Below are 16,186 nucleotides of genomic sequence, written 5' to 3'. Positions count from 1 at the left end.
ATCACGGATGAAGCTCGCATGCACGTCCTCTCACCAGCGCATTTTGTTTACTTCCCCCTCCGAACGGCTACCGTCCCCCTGTGACCGTCCACAAAGTTCTCGACGGCCGCTACGAGCTGAGCGGTCTGCTCGGCGTCGGCGGCAGCGGCGAGATCCACGACGGTCGGGACACCCGCCTCCACCGGCCCGTCGCGGTCAAACTGCTCGGACGGGAGGTCGGCAGCAGACCGGACGTACGACGTCGTTTCGAGGTCGAGGCCCGGGCCGCCGCGGCCCTGAACCACCCTCGCATCGTCGCCGTGTACGACACGGGTGAACACGACGGACGTCCCTACATCGTTATGGAACGGCTCCCCGGGCGGACCCTCGCCGACGACATCGCCCGCGGTCCCCTACCCGACGATCGGGTGCGTACGGTGCTCACCGGAATTCTCGAGGCCCTCGTCGCCGCACACGGGGCGGGGATCCTCCACCGGGACATCAAGCCGGCGAACGTGCTCATCGCAGAGAACGGCGAGATCAAGGTCGCCGACTTCGGTATCGCGAAGAGCGTCGGCGACGACCTCACCCACACCGGTGAACTCGTGGGGACCGTCGCCTATCTGAGCCCGGACCGCATCACCGGTCACCCCGCGTCCGTGACGGACGATCTGTACGCGGTCGGGGTCGTCGGCTACGAGTCCCTGTGCGGGCGGAGGCCGTTCGCCGAGGACAACATCCTCGCGCTGGCACGGGCCATCACGCACGACCGTCCGCGGCCACTCGCCGATCTCCGCCCGGATGCCCATCCGGGGCTCGTCGCAGTGATCGAACGGGCCATGGCACGAGAGCCTTCCGACCGGTTCCGCAGTGCGCACGAGATGCTCGCGGCATTGCAGAATTCCGACGGATACCGCGCCGCGACAGCCCTCCTGCCGGCGAGTGAGATCGGCGGGCCGACGGCCACCGCGGGCACGGACCGTTCCCGTGGAGTTCTCGTCGCGGCGAGTCTGACGCTGGTCGGGGCGCTCGCCGTGGGCGGTCTCGCGCTCGGATTCGGGCGGGGCGATTCCCCGCCGGCGGCCACACCCGAGACCCGGACGCCGGGCATGTCGGCATCGACGCCCGAGCGGGTACCGGCCACCACCGAGCTTCCTGCGACCCCCGAATCGACGATCGTCCCGGCGCGCACAGCGGACGAGACCGCCGTGGTTCCGCCCGTCGTGCCCGCTCCGGAGACCGCTCCCGTCGCACCGCCTGCGGATGCCGGGCCCACGAGGTCCGAATCCGAGTCCCGCGGGAACAGCGGACCCGGCAACAACAACGGGAACGGCAATTCGCGGGGGAACAGCGGCAACCACGACGACAACAACGGAAACGGGAACGGGAACAGCGGCAACGGGAACAGCGGCCGCGGTAACGGGTGAGGTCGCTCAGCTCGAGGCGCGCACCACGAGTTCGACGGGAAGTCGCGTCGATTCCGTTTCTCCGTTTTGCACGAGTTCGAGGAGCCGCTCGATGGCGGTCACCCCGATGTCGTGCGCGGGCGACCGCACGGTGGTGAGCGGAACCGGCAGCTGCGCCACGACGGGGATGTCGTTGTAACCGACCACGGCGAGATCGTCCGGGATGGACAGACCCAGGTCGCGGGCGACACCGAGGATGCCGATGGCGATGGTGTCGCTGACCGCGAAGATCGCTCGGGGACGATCGGGGCGATCCAGCAGCGCACGCGCGGCCTCCACACCCCCGGCGACGTCGAAGCTCGACCGCACGATCCGTTCGGGCGGCAGTGCCACCGATGCTTCCTTCAGGGTGTCGACGAAGCCGTCACGCCGGTCGCGGGCGGTGCTGGCATGGTCGGGGCCGGCGATGATCGCCAGGTCGTCGTAGCTGCGGTCGAGCAGGTGTCGGGCGGCCAGTGCTCCACCCCGGTAGTCGTCGCCCACCACGAACGGCAAGCCTGCGTCGGCGTGCCGGGTGACCGCGAGGATGGGCAGCGATCCGAGCGCCAGCGACTCGACGAACGGGCGACCCGGGAGGTGCATGCTGCTCAGCAGCAGACCGTCGACCTGCCGGCCCACGAGCAGCGCGATGGCGCGACGTTGCGCCTCGAGGTCGTCGGGTGGGCTCGACAGCAGTACCGAGTAGCCCGCTTTCGTGGCGGCTTCCTCGATGCCCTGGTAGGTCGTGGCGACCACGCCGTCGGTGAGTCGCGGCATGACGACACCGAGGGTCGTGGTCTTGCGGGTCCGCAGGCTCGCCGCCCACAGGTTGGGGCGATATCCCAGTTGGGCCGCGACCTCCCGCACCCGCAGGGCCGAGTCCGACCAGCCGTCGACCGGTTCGGGCTGGCGCAGCACGCGGGATGCCGTCGAGACGTGGACACCGGCGCGCTCGGCGATCTCCTTGAGCGTCGGGGCGCGGTCGGGACGGGGCATGCGGCTCTCCTGCTTGTGCGGCATCGAGTTCGTGTTCCGGGTTGACGTGCCCGGAGCATGCCTTTAGCGTAGGCCATGCAATCGATCGTGCAAACGTTCTCGCAATCGTTCTGACAAACGTTTCCTCGACCACCGGAGAAGGCCATGTCCAACGCTCAGTCGCTCACCCAGCTGTTCGCCCTCGACTCCCTGCTCGAGCAGGAGGAGATCGACATCCGCGACACCGTCCGCAAGTTCGGTAACGAGCGCATCCGCCCGCACGTGGCCCAGTGGTTCGAGGAAGCGAAGCTCCCGGCACGCGAGCTCGCCAAGGAACTCGGACAGCTGGGCGTGCTCGGCATGCACCTCGACGGCTACGGCTGCGCCGGCATGAGCGCCACCGCCTACGGCCTGGCCTGTCTCGAACTCGAGGCCGTCGACTCCGGCATCCGCAGCCTCGTGTCCGTGCAGGGCTCGCTGGCGATGTTCTCCATCCACCACTGGGGCAGCGAGGAGCAGAAGCAGGAATGGCTCCCCCGCATGGCTGCCGGCGAGGCGATCGGCTGCTTCGGCCTGACCGAGCCCGACTTCGGCTCCAACCCCGCCGGGATGCGCACCAACGCCAAGCGCGACGGTGACGACTGGATCCTCAACGGCACCAAGATGTGGATCACCAACGGCTCGATCGCCGACGTCGCCGTCGTCTGGGCGCAGACCGACCTCGAAGAAGGCGCCAAGGGCATCCGCGGCTTCGTTGTCCCCACCGACACCCCCGGTTTCTCCGCACCGGAGATCCACTCCAAGATGTCGCTGCGCGCCTCGGTCACCTCGGAGCTCGTCCTCGACGGCGTGCGCCTGCCCGCCTCGGCGATGATGCCGAAGGCCAAGGGGCTGCGCGGACCGCTCACCTCCCTCGGCGAGGCCCGATTCGGCATCGTCTTCGGTGCCATCGGCGCCGCCCGCGACTGCCTCGAGACCGCCATCGAGTACTCGCAGTCCCGCGAGGTGTTCGACAAGCCGCTCGCCGGCTACCAGCTCACCCAGGCCAAGATCGCCGACATGGCGCTCGAGGTCGGCAAGGGCCACCTGCTCGCCTACCACCTCGGCCGCATCAAGGACCGCGGCGAGATCGCCCCGGAGCAGGTCAGCCTCGGCAAGCTCAACAACGTGCGCGAGGCCATCGCGATCGCCCGCGAATGCCGGACCATCCTCGGCGCCAACGGAATCACGCTCGAGTACCCTGTCATCCGTCACGCCAACAACCTCGAATCGGTGCTGACCTACGAGGGCACCTCCGAGGTCCACCAGCTGACCATCGGCAAGGCCCTGACCGGTGAGGCGGCCTTCCGGTGACCACTCTTCCCGGTGCGCTCGAGGGGCTGGTGATCGCCGACTTCGGTCGCGTGCTCGCCGGCCCCTACGCCACCATGCTGCTCGCCGACCTCGGGGCGGAGGTCGTCAAGATCGAACGACCCGGCTTCGGGGACGACACCCGGCACTGGGGACCTCCCTGGGTCGGCGACGAGTCGACCTACTTCCTCGGTGTGAACCGCAACAAGAAGTCGGTGGCCATCGACCTGACCACCGACGAAGGACTCGAGCAGGCACGCGATCTCGTCGCCCGCGCCGATGTCGTCGTCGAGAACTTCCTGCCCGGTACGATGACTCGGCTCGGGCTCGGATACGAGCAGGTCCGGGACCTCAACCCCGGGATCGTCTACACCTCGATCACCGGCTTCGGCGGACACAACAACCTGCCCGGCTACGACCTGCTCATCCAGGCCGTCGGCGGTCTGATGAGCATCACCGGTCCCGACCCGGCGACACCCACCAAGGTCGGTGTCGCCGTGGTCGACATCATCACCGGAATGCACGCTGCACTCGGCATACTCGCCGCGCTGCGGCACCGCGACCGCACCGGCGAGGGCCAGCGCGTCGAGGTGAACCTGCTGTCGTCGCTGTTGTCGGCGCTGGCGAACCAGTCGTCCGGCTACGTCGCGGCGGGAGTGGTGCCGAAGGCGATGGGCAATCGTCATCCGAGCATCGCGCCCTACGAGGTGTTCCACACCGCCGACCGGCCGTTCGTCCTCGCCGTGGGCAATGACCGTCAATTCGCTTCGCTGGTCGAGGTTCTCGGCGCACCCGAACTCGCCACCGACGAGCGGTTCACCACGAACACCGCCCGCGTCGCGAACCGGGAGGAACTGACGAAGATCATCGACGAACTGTTGTCGACGAACACCGCCGACGCGTGGTTCGACGCTCTGACCGCAGCCCGGGTGCCGTGCGGACCGCTCAACGACATCGCCGACGCGGTCGCGCTCGCCGAACGACTCGGCCTGTCGCCGGTGGTGTCGATCGACGATCCCGACCGGGACGCTCCGCTTCGTCAGATCGCCAATCCGATCCGGCTCAGCGCCACCCCCGCGACCTACCGCACCGCACCCCCGCGGCTGGCGTAGTCGGACGCTCTCATCAGTCGGACTTCTGTTCCTTCAGAGTGTGGGCGACGAGAGCATTGGCGTGCCCGTGACCCATCCCGTGTTCCTGCTTCAGCCAGTTCACGAGCTCCATGTGCTTGGCGAGATCCGACGCGCGGATCATGTTCTTCCACTCCTCGATCGGGCGTCCGTACTTCTGCTCGATCGACGGAAAATACGACTCCGGTCCCTTGACCTTCTCGCTCATAGCGGAGAGATTAACCGCGGCGACCGACACGGTCGGGCCGTTCCGTTCGATCCGCAGAAAAACGACCGCGGCGCCGCCGTCCCGGATGGGACGCGGCGCCGCGGACGTAGGGAAGAGGATCAGGCCTTCGGGCCACCCGCCACGTAGATGACCTGACCGGACACGAAGCCCGCGCCCTCGGATGCGAGGAACGATGCGGTGTGGGCGATGTCGTCGACCTCGCCGATACGGCCGACCGGGATGTTCGACGCGATGTTCGACTTGAAGTCGTCGAACGACAGGCCGAGGCGCTCGGCGGTCGCGGCGGTCATCTCGGTGGCGATGAAGCCCGGGGCGATGGCGTTGGCGGTGACACCGAACTTGCCCAGCTCGATCGCGAGGGTCTTCGTGAAGCCCTGCATGCCGGCCTTCGCAGCGGAGTAGTTGACCTGGCCGCGGTTGCCGAGGGCCGAGGTGCTCGAGAGGTTGACGATGCGACCGAACTTGGCGTCGACCATGTAGCTCTGGACGGCACGCGTCATGAGGAAGGCGCCGCGCAGGTGCACGTTCATGACGGCGTCCCAGTCCTCGACCGTCATCTTGAACAGCAGGTTGTCGCGCGTGATACCGGCGTTGTTGATCAGGACGGTGGGCTCGCCGAGTTCGGTGGCGACCTTCTCGACGGCAGCGGCGACGGACTTCTCGTCGGAGACGTCGGCACCCACGGCGAGCGCCTTGCCACCGGCGGACTCGATGGCCGAAACGGTGTCCTTGCAGGCGGATTCGTCGAGGTCGAGGACGGCGACCTGGTAGCCGTCGCCGGCGAGCCGCTTGGCGACGGCTGCGCCGATGCCGCGTGCGGCTCCGGTGACGATGGCAGTGCGGGGCTGTGTGCTCATAGCGTTCCTCCGTAGGGGGATGGGTGGTGCCGTCAGGTGATGGTGAGTCCGCCGTCCACGGCGATGGTCTGACCGGTGACGTAGGCGGAGGCGTCGGACGCCAGCCAGACCGCAGTGGCTGCGATCTCCTCGGCATCCCCGGTCCGGCCGAGGATGATTCGCGGCTTCATCGAGTCGAGGTAGCCGGGCTGGTACTCGTCCGTCATCTCGGTGTGGAAGAAGCCGGGGGCGATGGCGTTGACGCGGATCCCCTTGCGCGCTCCCCACTGCTGGGCCAGGTCGCGCGTGAGGCCGATGACGCCCGCCTTGCTGGCCGAGTACGCGGCCTGCGGCAGGCCGGCCGTGGTGAGGCCGAGGACCGACGAGATGTTGACGATCGAGCTACCGGGCTGCATCACACGGCCGACGGCCTGTGCCGCCCAATAGGATCCGTTCAGGTTGATGTCGATGACCTGCCGGAACTGCTCGGGGGTCTCCTTCGTCGCGGGGACGGCGGTGCCGATACCGGCATTGTTGATGAGGATGTCCACCCGGCCGAGCTGCTCGACCGCATGGTCGACCATGCGCTGCGCCTGTTCGGGATCGGCGATGTCGGTCTCGACCGTGAGGGCCTGCCGTCCGGCCTCCCGGACCAGCTCGGCGGTCTTCTCGAGGCGGTCGACGCGGCGTGCGGCGAGCACGACGTCGGCTCCTGCTTCGGCCAGCCCTCGGGCGAATGCGACACCGAGGCCCGAAGAGGCACCGGTGACGATGGCAACGCGGCCGTCGAGACGGAAACGGTCGAGCACGGACATACGTCATCTCCTCGCTGTGACGGGGCCTACAGGAACTGTATAGCCGACCGCCTTCTCATCCACCAAACAGCCTGTATCCAATTTGATTGGACAGCACTGCCTTTCAGAGCCAGGTCCTATTCTTCTCTTCGGCGGATCCTATGTTGCCGCAGGCGTGGCAGCGCGGAGAGGACCCCGCGTCGCACCCACCGTTACCAAGTCGATAAGCACTGGCTTATTTCTAAGCGCTCGCTTATCGTGCGATGCCGTAGCGGGCTTGTCAACACCAACCGGACAGAACGGAAGCGCCCTCGTGAGTGATGCATGGGACGACGTCGTCGGCGGATCCAAGGCCGCTGCTCGCATCCGCACGGCCGCGATAGAAGAGTTCGCGGAGCACGGCTACGGCGGCACCACGACCCGCCGGATCGCGGCGCGACTCGGTATGAGTCCCGCCGCGATGTATCCGCACTACGCGTCCAAGGAAGAGCTGCTCTTCGCCATCGCCTACGAGGGCCACGCCCTCGCCCTGCAGGTCCTCGAGAACGCCGACCGCCCCGACGCCGAGCCGTCCGACCGGCTCGCCTCCGTCATCGGGCGCTTCGCCGCCTGGCAGGCGGAGAACCACCAGTGGAGCCGGGTGATCCAGTACGAACTGGCCGCGCTCGACCGCGAGCACTACCGCACGATCGTCGGACTACGACGGCAGACCACGCAGGTCGTGCGGAGTGTCGTGGACGCCGGCCACGTCTCGGGCGAGTTCACCCTCCCGGACGCCGAAGGTGTCACCCTCGCGCTGATGTCGCTCTGCGTCGACGTCTGTCGCTGGTATCCCTCGGGCCGCTACGACGACGCCGCGACGATCAGCGACCTGTATGCCGATCTTGCCCTGCGTCTGGTCGGTGCCGTGCGTTAGCATCGTCGCCACCATCGGATCGGGGGGGATCTACGTGGGCAGGGGGATATCGCGCCGCCGTCGACTCCTCGAGACGCGAGAGCATCGAGGGGGAGCTGTCGTCCATGTCCACGAATGACAACGTCGTCGACCGACTACTGGTGTCGCTCGGGGTCGACGCCCCGGTCCCCGATTCCGTCTCCCGACGGCAGTCCAACTACGACACGCTCGCCGCGCGCATCGACGCGGGAGTCGATCCCGAATACATCGCAGCGTTCGAGAACTTCCACGGCATGGAGCATGCCGACATCCACCGGCTCGCCCAGAGCATCAACCCCGTCGCGATGACCACCCTGGCCACCGAATGGGCCGAACTCGGAAAGGGTTTCAGCCTCACCGTCGCGTGGGGAACGCTGATGATCCGCAAGCTCATCGGCCGGCACTGGGAGGGTCCGGCGGCCGAGGCCGCGATGGACGCGACGGTGCGATTCGGCGAATCCGCACAACAGTTGTCCGATGCCGCACGCGCGACGTCCGAGAAACTCCGCATCGCCGCCGACGTCGGCGAACGGGTGCGAGCGTCCGTGCCTCCCCCCACGGTGAACACGTCGTCGGTCCTGTACGCGCTCGATCCCGTCGCGGGTGCTGCCGCCGCCCGGCAGGAAGAGGCCGTTCGCGCCCAGGCCGTGCGGGTGATGGAAGCCCTCTACAAGCCGTACTACCGCGATTCCGGCACGGCGGTTCCGGTCCTGCCCTCCCCGTATGCCGCCACCACGAGTCGCGCCACCGAAGCATTCGTTCCCCAGGGCTACGGCACACCAGGTGTCGGCGGCGCCCGGACCGCCGGCGACCCGACGGGAATCCCGGCCGGGGACGGAGAACGTCCGGGTGGGCAGACCGCCACGGAAGTGGAGAACCGTACGGACGCATCGACGTCCGGTGAAGGTACGGACGGCCGGTCGGAAGGTTCGGATTCGGCAGGCAGGGCGGGCTCGAACGATCCTGCGGCGACCACCCCTGCATCCACCACCCCGTCAGCGAGCGGCGCCCTGGGAAGCCCGACCGGTCAGTCGTATGGCTCACCGTCCTCCGGATCGGGTGCAGGTGTCGGAGGTGGGCTACCGGGCGCCGGTGGCGTCGGGTCGGCCGGTGGCGCATCGCCCGCGGGTTCGGCTCCGCTCGTCGCGGGAGCCGCACCCACCGGCGGTACTGCGGCTCAACCCGGTGCCGCCGCGACTCGCGGTGCCGGTGTGCGCCCGTTCGGCATGATGCCCGGCATGGCACCCGCCTCGTCCCGCGGAGACGAGCAGGACAAACGCGCGGCCGGTTATCTCGTCACCGGGGAGAACGGGAACGAACTGATCGGGTCGCTGCCCGACACCGCTCCGCCGGTTCTGGGGGCCTGAGCGCTGTGGACCGGTATCTGACACCCGATCGATTCCTGGCGTCGTGGACCGCTGCGGGTGGCGACGAGTTCCCCTTCCCCCTGCGCTATCGCACCTCGGCGATGTGGGAGGACGAGCACGCCGCAAACATGCAGGCCGCTCGCGCGTGGCTGCACGAGACTCCCGACCCTGCCCTCGACGACGCGATGCGGATCCTGCTGACCGGGGAGGTCGCGGTGGAGGTCTACGGCCGCTCCACCGATCCGAGCTGCGAGGTCTTCGTCCGCGCCGCCGCGACCGACGAGCAGACCGTCCTCGCCTGCCAGGCTCCCGCCGCGGGCGACATCCGCATCACCACGACCACCGATCTCGCGGGTGCGATCGTCGGACACCTGCCGGTCGTGGCGCCGGGCCGCGAACCGGCACGCACCGCGCCGAGCCGGGATGTGCTCGAGCCGTCCGAATTCGGCGCTGTCCGTCGTCCGGCGGGTGGCACGCACGCAGAGTCGTTGCGCCGGTTGCTGCGTCGCGAACGCTCGGCCACCGGTAGCATCCGCATCCTGCGGTACTCGAATCCGGGGTACACCCCCGTCGCCGACATCGGCTGGTTCGACGTCGTGGGCGACGGCCGGTACCTCTTCCTCCCCGGCCCCGACCTCCGCGTCGCGCCGGGCACCGTCGACACATTCGTCCGGGAACTGTCGATGCAGCTGTCCCGGGCGTGCAGGTCGTCGCACGAGGGTCGGAGCGGCGTCCTGCGACGGCAGTGATCCCTTCCCGAACCGGCCGTTCGTCTAGGCTGGCGACATGACGGACCGGGACCGCACACCCGACGGCAGGCCGCAGAACGCGCGTCCGCGCGACGCCCTGGGGCGTCCGCTGCCGCCGGGCGAAGAAGGCGTCGAACGTGTTCCCGAAGACATCGATCTGGATGTCGAGGAGACCATCGCCGAAGGTCAGCGCCTCCTCGACCACGGCTTTCCGTTCCACGCCCACGAGGTCTTCGAAGCGATGTGGAAGAAGGCGCCGCCCGAGGAACGTCCCCTCTGGCAGGGCCTCGCCCAGCTCGCCGTGGGGCTGACGCATCTGCTCCGGGGCAACCCCACCGGCGCGGCGTCGCTGCTGAAGCAGGGACAGGCGCGGGTGCGGCACTACGAGGACGAACCGCCCTACCGGCTCGATATCGACGGCCTCGCGAGTTGGGCCGATCATCTGCTCACCGAGATCGCTCGCGACGAACCGATCCCCGCTCCCCCGACCCCGCGCCTGAGGATGCCCTGATGCCGATACTTCCCATGTTCCCGCTCGGCACCGCGTTGCTTCCCGGGTCCGACCTTCCATTGCGCATCTTCGAGCCGAGATATCAGCAGCTCGTCCAGGACTGCACGGCATCACCGGACGGCCCCCGTTTCGGGGTCGTCCTCATCGCCCGAGGACACGAAGTGGGCGGAGGCGAGCAGCGACACGACGTCGGCACCATTGCGCGGATCATGGTCGACACCGAGGTCGGTGCGGGTCGCCGCGAACTCGAATGCATTGCGGAGGAGCGTATTCGCGTCACCCGATGGCTCCCCGACGATCCCTATCCCCTCGCCGAGGTGGAGCCCTGGCCCGACACCGATTCGGGGCCGGTGGATTTCGCCGCGATCACCGGACCGATGGGCCGGCTGTACGGGGTGCTCGACCGCCTCACGGGTGGCCAGGCCCCGCTGCCTCCCGCCACCACCGAACTACCGGAGGATCCGGGGGCGCGACTGTTCGCGCTCGCCCGGTACGTGCCCATGGGGGAAGCGGACCGCTATGCGGTTCTCGCCGCGCCGGGTCCGGCCGAACGTATGGCCGTGCTGCTCGAAGCGATCTCCACCGCAGTCGATCTCGCGGAATGGAAGCTGAAGGGCTGAGACGCGTGCGCCCGCCCGGTGAGTGGGAGTATCGCTCTTCCGGTCTCATGGTTGCGGGCTAGGGTCCGGGACACCGTTCGTCCCCGACCGGAAGGCACCCCGATGGACACCGTCGAACAACGGTTGGCCCGGCTCGAAGCCCTCGAAGAGATCAGGATGCTCAAGCATCGCTACTTCCGGGCGTGCGACGCCAAGGACCCGGAGGCGATGCGCAGGTGCTTCGTCGAGCACGGAGCCGACATCTACTACGGACCGGCGCTGGGTAGTTTCGACGACGCCGACGCCCTGGTCGACATCTATTCCCGAATCGCTCTCGAACGGATCGACGACCGCTACGTCGTGCTCGACATGCATCACGGCATGCATCCGAGCATCCACCTGACCGGGCCCGACACCGCGACCGGCGCCTGGACGCTGCGATTCCGGCAGGTGGATCTGCGTGCCCGCACCGAACGGGTCACCGCGCTCGACTACGACGACGACTACGTGGTCGAGAACGGCGAATGGAAGATCTCCCGCTGCCACGTGAAGGTGCTGTGGTCGATCCAGCGGGCTCTCACCGACGACGTGGAAGTGGTGCAGTGATGACAGAAGCAAAGGTCGCGCTGGTCACCGGCGCGAGTCGCAGCGTCGGCAAGGGCATCGCGTGCGCCCTCGGCTCCGACGGCTGGACCGTCTACGTCACCGCCCGCGGCCCCGTCGGCGTCGACGGACCACTCGACCGCACCGCCGCGGAGGTCACCGAACGCGGCGGACGGGGTATCGCGGTGCAGTGCGATCACCGCGACGACGCGCAGATCCACGACCTGTTCGGCCGGATCGCCGACGAGCAGGACTCCCGACTCGATCTGCTCGTCAACAACGTGTGGGCATCGCCGCCGGGGTTCGCGGGGTTCTCCGAGCCGTTCTGGAAGCGTCCGATCGGCGACTGGGACAGCCTGATCGGCGTCGGTCTCCGCGCACACTATGTGGCCTCCGTCGAGGCCGCGCAGCTGATGGTGCCGCGCGGCGACGGGATGATCGTCAACATCTCGTCGTTCGGTACGCGCGGGTACCTGCATTCGGTGCTGTACGGCATCTCGAAGGCCGGCCTGGACAAGATGGCCGCCGACATGGCCGTCGAACTCCGGGGCACCGGGGTGACCACCCTGTCGCTGTGGCCGGGACTGGTGAAGAACGAAGCCATGCTCGCCCGCGGCATCGACAACTTCGAGGGCTTCTCGCTGGCCAACGCCGAGACACCGGAGTTCGTCGGACGGGTGATCGTCGCGCTGGCGGCCGATCCCGAGGTGAACGCGCGCAGCGGTCGCACCGTCATCACCGCAGAGACCGCGCTCGACTACGGCATCGTGGACGTCGAAGGCAACCAACCCGATTCACACCGGGACATCTTCGGAGGCGGGCCGTTGTTCTGATGAGTGCAAGTGGCAGGCGACCTGTCCCCCTCCTGCCACTTCTGTGACCTCCGGTCGACTCTCCCGGCACACCGGCATGACCAGTGGGCAACGGGTGCTGAAGGCGCACCCTGTCGGCGGGTTCGCCGGATCGGGCAGTTCTCCACTCAGGCGAATGCGCTCTCGGCGGCGTTGCCGTGCCGGGTCCGGGACGGGGACCGCGGACAGCAATGCTTGCGTGTACGGATGCGCCGGTTCGGTGAACAGACGTTCCGTCGGTCCCCATTCGACGATTCGCCCGAGATACATCACGGCCGTGGTGTGGGCGATGTGACGCACCACCGCCAGATCGTGCGCTATGAACAGGTAGGCGATGCCCAGTTCCGCAGAGAGCTGTTCGAGCAGCGCGATGACCTGATTCTGCGTCGAGACGTCGAGCGCGCTGACGGCCTCGTCCGCGATCACCAACTTCGGTTCCACGGCGATGGCACGCGCGATGGCGATGCGCTGGCGCTGTCCACCGGAGAACTCGTAGGGATACCGATCGGCGTGCTCCGCGCGCAAACCGACCTGCTCGAGCAGCCGACCGACCTTGCGGCGTCGGTCCTCATCGGAGAGATCGGTATGTACCTGCAGGGGCTCGGCGATCGCATCCCCGACCGTGTGCGAGGGATCCAACGAGGAATAGGGATCCTGGAAGACCATCTGCATATGGCGTCTGGCGGTGCGGAGTTCACTTCTGCTCAGTGCGGTCACGTCTACACCGTCGAGCACGACGGATCCCTGAGCGACATCGACGAGCCGCAGGATTCCACGGGCCGTCGTCGACTTGCCCGAACCCGACTCACCGACCAAGGCGAACGTCTCACCGGGGAAGATGTCGAAATCGACCTCATCCACGGCGCGCACCATCTGCTTCCGGCGCGCCGTTCGGCGACCGACGGGGAACTCCACGCGCAGCCCACGCACCGTCAGCAATGGTTGCTTCGTCTCGACGTCGGCGAGTTCGACGGTCATCGGTTTCCCTCCAGCATCAGATCGGTCACCCGTGCACAGCGAGACATGCGCTCGTTCTCCAGCGCGTGGAGCGGTATCACGGCATCGCATTCGTCGCGGCGATGCGCACAGCGCGGTCCGAAGCGGCACCCCCTCGGCATCGATCCGGGTGCGGGCGGAGCACCGGGGATGGTGTGCAGGTCGCTGCGACCGTCGATGGTCGGGACCGACCGCAGCAGGCCTTGTGTGTACGGGTGCTTCGGCGCCGCGAACAGTTCTTCTGTGCGGGCCTTCTCGACCACCTGTCCGGCATACATGACTACCACCTCGGTGCACAGATCGGCCACCACCCCGAGGTCGTGTGTCACGAACAGCACGCCCATCTCGAACCGTTCTGCCATGTCCCTGATCAGGTCGAGCACCTGAGCCTGGATGGTGACGTCGAGTGCCGTCGTGGGTTCGTCCGCGATGAGAAGGGACGGTTCACACGCGAGCGCCATCGCGATCATGACCCTCTGGCGCATACCACCCGAGAACTCGTGCGGGTACTGACGCACTCGGCGGGTCGCATTCGGGATACCGACGAGGTCGAGCACCTCTACGGCGCGCGCCAGTGCCACCTTCCGGTTCACGCCTCGGTGTCGCCGCACCACTTCGGAGATCTGGTCCCCGACCGTGAAGACCGGATTCAGACTCGTCATCGGTTCCTGGAAGATCATCGCGATGTCGTTGCCGCGTACGTCCGCGAGTTCGCGATCCGGCATCGTCAGCAGATCACGTCCGCGGAACCGGATACCTCCGGAGACGATACGGGACTGATTCGCCGGCAACAGTCGTAGGACGGACGAGCAGGTGACGGATTTGCCGGAGCCGGATTCACCGACGAGCCCGACGAGTTCGCCGGCCGCCACATCGAAGGAGACGTCCTGCAGGACCGATGTCCAGCCGGAACCGGTCGCAAACTCGACGCCGAGACCGTCGACGCGCAGCAATGGTTCGGTCATCGTTCACTCCGGTTCTCGCGGCCCACCGAGTCACGGATGCCGTCACCGAGGGTGTTGCAGGCCAGAACGGCCAGGATGATCATCAGGGCTGGAATCACCACCGGCCAGGCCGTGTAGTTCCACGCTTCGCGCCCTTCTGCGAGCATGCGACCCCAACTCGCCTCGGGCGGCTGGACACCCAGCCCGAGAAAACTGAGCGACGACTCGGCGAGCAACGCGAACCCGCACGCCAGGCTGATCTGGACGATCAAAGGGGACAGCGTGTGCGGGAGTACATGCATGCGCACGATCCGCGCGGTCGGAGTGCCGATACTGCGGGAGGCCTCGATGAAGGTGCTCTCGCGTACTCCGATCACAGCCCCGCGTACCACGCGGAAGAATCTGGGACCGAACACAATTCCGATCGCGATCATCGCGTTGGTGAGGTTGGTGCCCATCACGCCGACGATGGCCATCGCCAGCAGCAATGGGGGGAAGCTGAGAAATGCATCGGCGACCCGAGAGAGGATCGTGTCCCACCAGCCGCCGAGGAACCCGGCGATCAGGGCAGGCACGACACCGATGAGCAGTCCGACCGACACCGAGATGAGCGCCGCCGAGACTGCGACACGCGCACCGTAGAGCAACCGGGACAGCGTGTCACGACCCAGATTGTCGGTGCCGAGCAGATATCCGTCGGACAACGGAGGCAGCCGACGTGCGGTCAGCTCCTGCACGATCGGGTCGTGCGGAGCAATCAGGGGCGCAAGTAGTCCGAGAACCGCGACGAGGACGAGAAAGACGGCAGCGACCACGGCTCCCGGACGGTTCCGGAATCGGCGAAAGAACCTGTGACGTGGGGATTCGCCGACGGCTACGATCCTGTCGTCTGCCGGCTTCGTCGAGACGGTGATGTCGCTCATGCGGCGCTCCTTGTTCTCGGATTGAGGTAGCCGTAGGAGATGTCGACGAGCAGACTCATGATCACAGTGGCGAACACGCCGAAGATCACGACTCCTTGGATGGCGGGAAGGTCTCCCGAGAGCACCGATTGCACCGCGAAATCCCCGAGACCTTTCAGGCCGAAGACGGACTCGATGACGGCCGTGCCGCCGAGCAGGAACGCGATCTGCATGCCCAGGACCGTCGCCGTCGGAATGAAGGCATTCTTCAAGGCATGCTTCCACAGGACACTGCGACGACTCAGGCCCTTGGCGGTGGCGGTGCGAACGTAGTCCTGCTGCATCACTTCGATCATGGAACTGCGTAGCTGGCGTGCGATCTCGGCGGCCGCGGCCAACCCCAGGGCGATCGCCGGCAACAGCAGGTGGCTGAGCCACGGCCACAACCCCTTCGCGAGCGGGGTGTATCCGGTGGCGGGAAGAACCCGCAGCGTCAGGGAGAAGACGAGCACGAGGAGCAGACCCAGGACGAAGTTGGGTGTAGCGACGCCGAGTGTCGACCCCACGCCGGTGGCACGGTCCTGCCAACTTCCGGGCCTGCTTCCTCCGATGATTCCTGCCGGAATACCCACGAGAAGCGCCACGACCACGGCCACCATCGCCAACGAGAACGTCACGGGGAGACGATCGACGATCATCTCCAGCACCGGGGCCTGGTACGTGAAACTCGTACCGAGATCGCCGCGCACCAGTCCGAACAGGAAGTCGAAGTACTGCACGAGGACCGGCTGGTCGAGGCCGAGCTCCTCACGGACCGTCTCGATCTGCTGAGGTGTCGCCGACTCCCCGGCGATCCGGTGTGCCGGATCGCCGGGAATCAGGAAGATCAGACCGAAGGTGATGGCCGTGGCGATCATCAGCAACGGGACGACCGCCAGCAGCCGCTGTCCGATGAGTCGAAACATTCTGTGCTCCTTCGATTCACGATCCGT

General features: G+C 67.4%; 18 protein-coding genes. 10 read left to right on the top strand and 8 right to left on the bottom strand.

What is annotated here, in order from left to right; translation table 11 throughout:
- Positions 1–80: 80 nt before the first annotated feature.
- A complete protein-coding gene (locus ACPCXD_RS01010) occupies positions 81–1,406 on the top strand; it encodes a serine/threonine-protein kinase (RefSeq protein ID WP_423657941.1) in 1,326 nt (441 codons plus the stop codon).
- 6 nt (positions 1,407–1,412) lie between these two features.
- Here the strand turns inward: ACPCXD_RS01010 and ACPCXD_RS01005 are convergent, their stop codons facing one another.
- Positions 1,413–2,420 carry a LacI family DNA-binding transcriptional regulator gene (locus tag ACPCXD_RS01005; protein ID WP_419957082.1) on the bottom strand — a complete coding sequence of 336 codons (1,008 nt, stop codon included), beginning with the start codon at positions 2,418–2,420 and terminating at the stop codon, positions 1,413–1,415.
- 144 nt (positions 2,421–2,564) lie between these two features.
- Between ACPCXD_RS01005 and ACPCXD_RS01000 the strand changes: the two genes are divergently transcribed.
- The gene (locus ACPCXD_RS01000) at positions 2,565–3,752 is read left to right on the top strand and encodes an acyl-CoA dehydrogenase family protein (RefSeq protein WP_423657939.1); all 1,188 of its coding nucleotides are present in this window, start codon (positions 2,565–2,567) and stop codon (positions 3,750–3,752) included.
- A complete protein-coding gene (locus ACPCXD_RS00995; protein WP_423657937.1) occupies positions 3,749–4,861 on the top strand; it encodes a CaiB/BaiF CoA transferase family protein in 1,113 nt (370 codons plus the stop codon). The genes ACPCXD_RS01000 and ACPCXD_RS00995 overlap by 4 nt, the downstream gene beginning before the upstream one ends.
- 13 nt (positions 4,862–4,874) lie before the next feature.
- Here the strand turns inward: ACPCXD_RS00995 and ACPCXD_RS00990 are convergent, their stop codons facing one another.
- From ACPCXD_RS00990 to ACPCXD_RS00980, 3 genes are all read right to left on the bottom strand, one after another.
- A complete protein-coding gene (locus ACPCXD_RS00990) occupies positions 4,875–5,087 on the bottom strand; it encodes a DUF4287 domain-containing protein (RefSeq protein WP_059382719.1) in 213 nt (70 codons plus the stop codon).
- A 119-nt stretch (positions 5,088–5,206) separates the two neighbouring features.
- Complete coding sequence (fabG, locus tag ACPCXD_RS00985; protein ID WP_016695855.1) at positions 5,207–5,965, bottom strand: 3-oxoacyl-ACP reductase FabG; 759 nt, start codon at positions 5,963–5,965, stop codon at positions 5,207–5,209.
- 32 nt (positions 5,966–5,997) lie between these two features.
- Positions 5,998–6,759: an SDR family NAD(P)-dependent oxidoreductase gene (locus tag ACPCXD_RS00980; RefSeq protein ID WP_106201066.1), complete on the bottom strand. Its 762-nt coding sequence runs from the start codon at positions 6,757–6,759 to the stop codon at positions 5,998–6,000.
- A 292-nt stretch (positions 6,760–7,051) separates the two neighbouring features.
- Between ACPCXD_RS00980 and ACPCXD_RS00975 the strand changes: the two genes are divergently transcribed.
- The 7 genes from ACPCXD_RS00975 (at position 7,052) to ACPCXD_RS00945 (ending at position 12,334) form a co-directional block, all read left to right on the top strand.
- Positions 7,052–7,654: a TetR/AcrR family transcriptional regulator gene (locus tag ACPCXD_RS00975; RefSeq protein ID WP_088898013.1), complete on the top strand. Its 603-nt coding sequence runs from the start codon at positions 7,052–7,054 to the stop codon at positions 7,652–7,654.
- A gap of 104 nt (positions 7,655–7,758) precedes the next feature.
- Entirely contained in the window at positions 7,759–9,039 is a 1,281-nt protein-coding gene (locus tag ACPCXD_RS00970; RefSeq protein ID WP_106201065.1) for a PPE domain-containing protein, read from the top strand.
- 5 nt (positions 9,040–9,044) lie between these two features.
- The gene (locus ACPCXD_RS00965) at positions 9,045–9,788 is read left to right on the top strand and encodes an ESX secretion-associated protein EspG (RefSeq protein ID WP_106201064.1); all 744 of its coding nucleotides are present in this window, start codon (positions 9,045–9,047) and stop codon (positions 9,786–9,788) included.
- 37 nt (positions 9,789–9,825) lie between these two features.
- The gene (locus tag ACPCXD_RS00960; protein ID WP_059382714.1) at positions 9,826–10,299 is read left to right on the top strand and encodes a DUF309 domain-containing protein; all 474 of its coding nucleotides are present in this window, start codon (positions 9,826–9,828) and stop codon (positions 10,297–10,299) included.
- Positions 10,299–10,919: an LON peptidase substrate-binding domain-containing protein gene (locus ACPCXD_RS00955; RefSeq protein ID WP_059382713.1), complete on the top strand. Its 621-nt coding sequence runs from the start codon at positions 10,299–10,301 to the stop codon at positions 10,917–10,919. The genes ACPCXD_RS00960 and ACPCXD_RS00955 overlap by 1 nt, the downstream gene beginning before the upstream one ends.
- A gap of 102 nt (positions 10,920–11,021) precedes the next feature.
- Entirely contained in the window at positions 11,022–11,504 is a 483-nt protein-coding gene (locus ACPCXD_RS00950; RefSeq protein ID WP_106201063.1) for a nuclear transport factor 2 family protein, read from the top strand.
- On the top strand, positions 11,504–12,334 hold the full coding sequence (locus tag ACPCXD_RS00945) for an SDR family NAD(P)-dependent oxidoreductase (protein WP_423657933.1): 831 nt from the start codon (positions 11,504–11,506) through the stop codon (positions 12,332–12,334). Before ACPCXD_RS00950 ends, ACPCXD_RS00945 begins: the two co-directional genes overlap by 1 nt.
- On the opposite strand, the gene ACPCXD_RS00940 is transcribed toward ACPCXD_RS00945, so the two are convergent.
- The 4 genes from ACPCXD_RS00940 to ACPCXD_RS00925 are packed head-to-tail and all read right to left on the bottom strand — an operon-like array spanning position 12,296 to position 16,159.
- Positions 12,296–13,330 (bottom strand): ABC transporter ATP-binding protein, encoded by a 1,035-nt coding sequence (locus tag ACPCXD_RS00940; protein ID WP_423657931.1) that lies wholly within the window; start codon positions 13,328–13,330, stop codon positions 12,296–12,298. The two genes, ACPCXD_RS00945 and ACPCXD_RS00940, sit on opposite strands and share 39 nt — an antisense overlap.
- Positions 13,327–14,313 carry an ABC transporter ATP-binding protein gene (locus tag ACPCXD_RS00935; RefSeq protein WP_085470420.1) on the bottom strand — a complete coding sequence of 329 codons (987 nt, stop codon included), beginning with the start codon at positions 14,311–14,313 and terminating at the stop codon, positions 13,327–13,329. Before ACPCXD_RS00935 ends, ACPCXD_RS00940 begins: the two co-directional genes overlap by 4 nt.
- Positions 14,310–15,215 (bottom strand): ABC transporter permease, encoded by a 906-nt coding sequence (locus ACPCXD_RS00930; RefSeq protein WP_088898022.1) that lies wholly within the window; start codon positions 15,213–15,215, stop codon positions 14,310–14,312. Before ACPCXD_RS00930 ends, ACPCXD_RS00935 begins: the two co-directional genes overlap by 4 nt.
- The gene (locus tag ACPCXD_RS00925) at positions 15,212–16,159 is read right to left on the bottom strand and encodes an ABC transporter permease (RefSeq protein ID WP_060652660.1); all 948 of its coding nucleotides are present in this window, start codon (positions 16,157–16,159) and stop codon (positions 15,212–15,214) included. The genes ACPCXD_RS00930 and ACPCXD_RS00925 overlap by 4 nt, the downstream gene beginning before the upstream one ends.
- Positions 16,160–16,186 lie beyond the last annotated feature (27 nt).

This window comes from Rhodococcus sp. AB351 (assembly GCF_049538275.1).
Classification (GTDB): domain Bacteria; phylum Actinomycetota; class Actinomycetes; order Mycobacteriales; family Mycobacteriaceae; genus Rhodococcus.
Note: the sequence above shows the minus strand (reverse complement) of the source record. Positions and strands in the feature narration are given on the sequence as shown.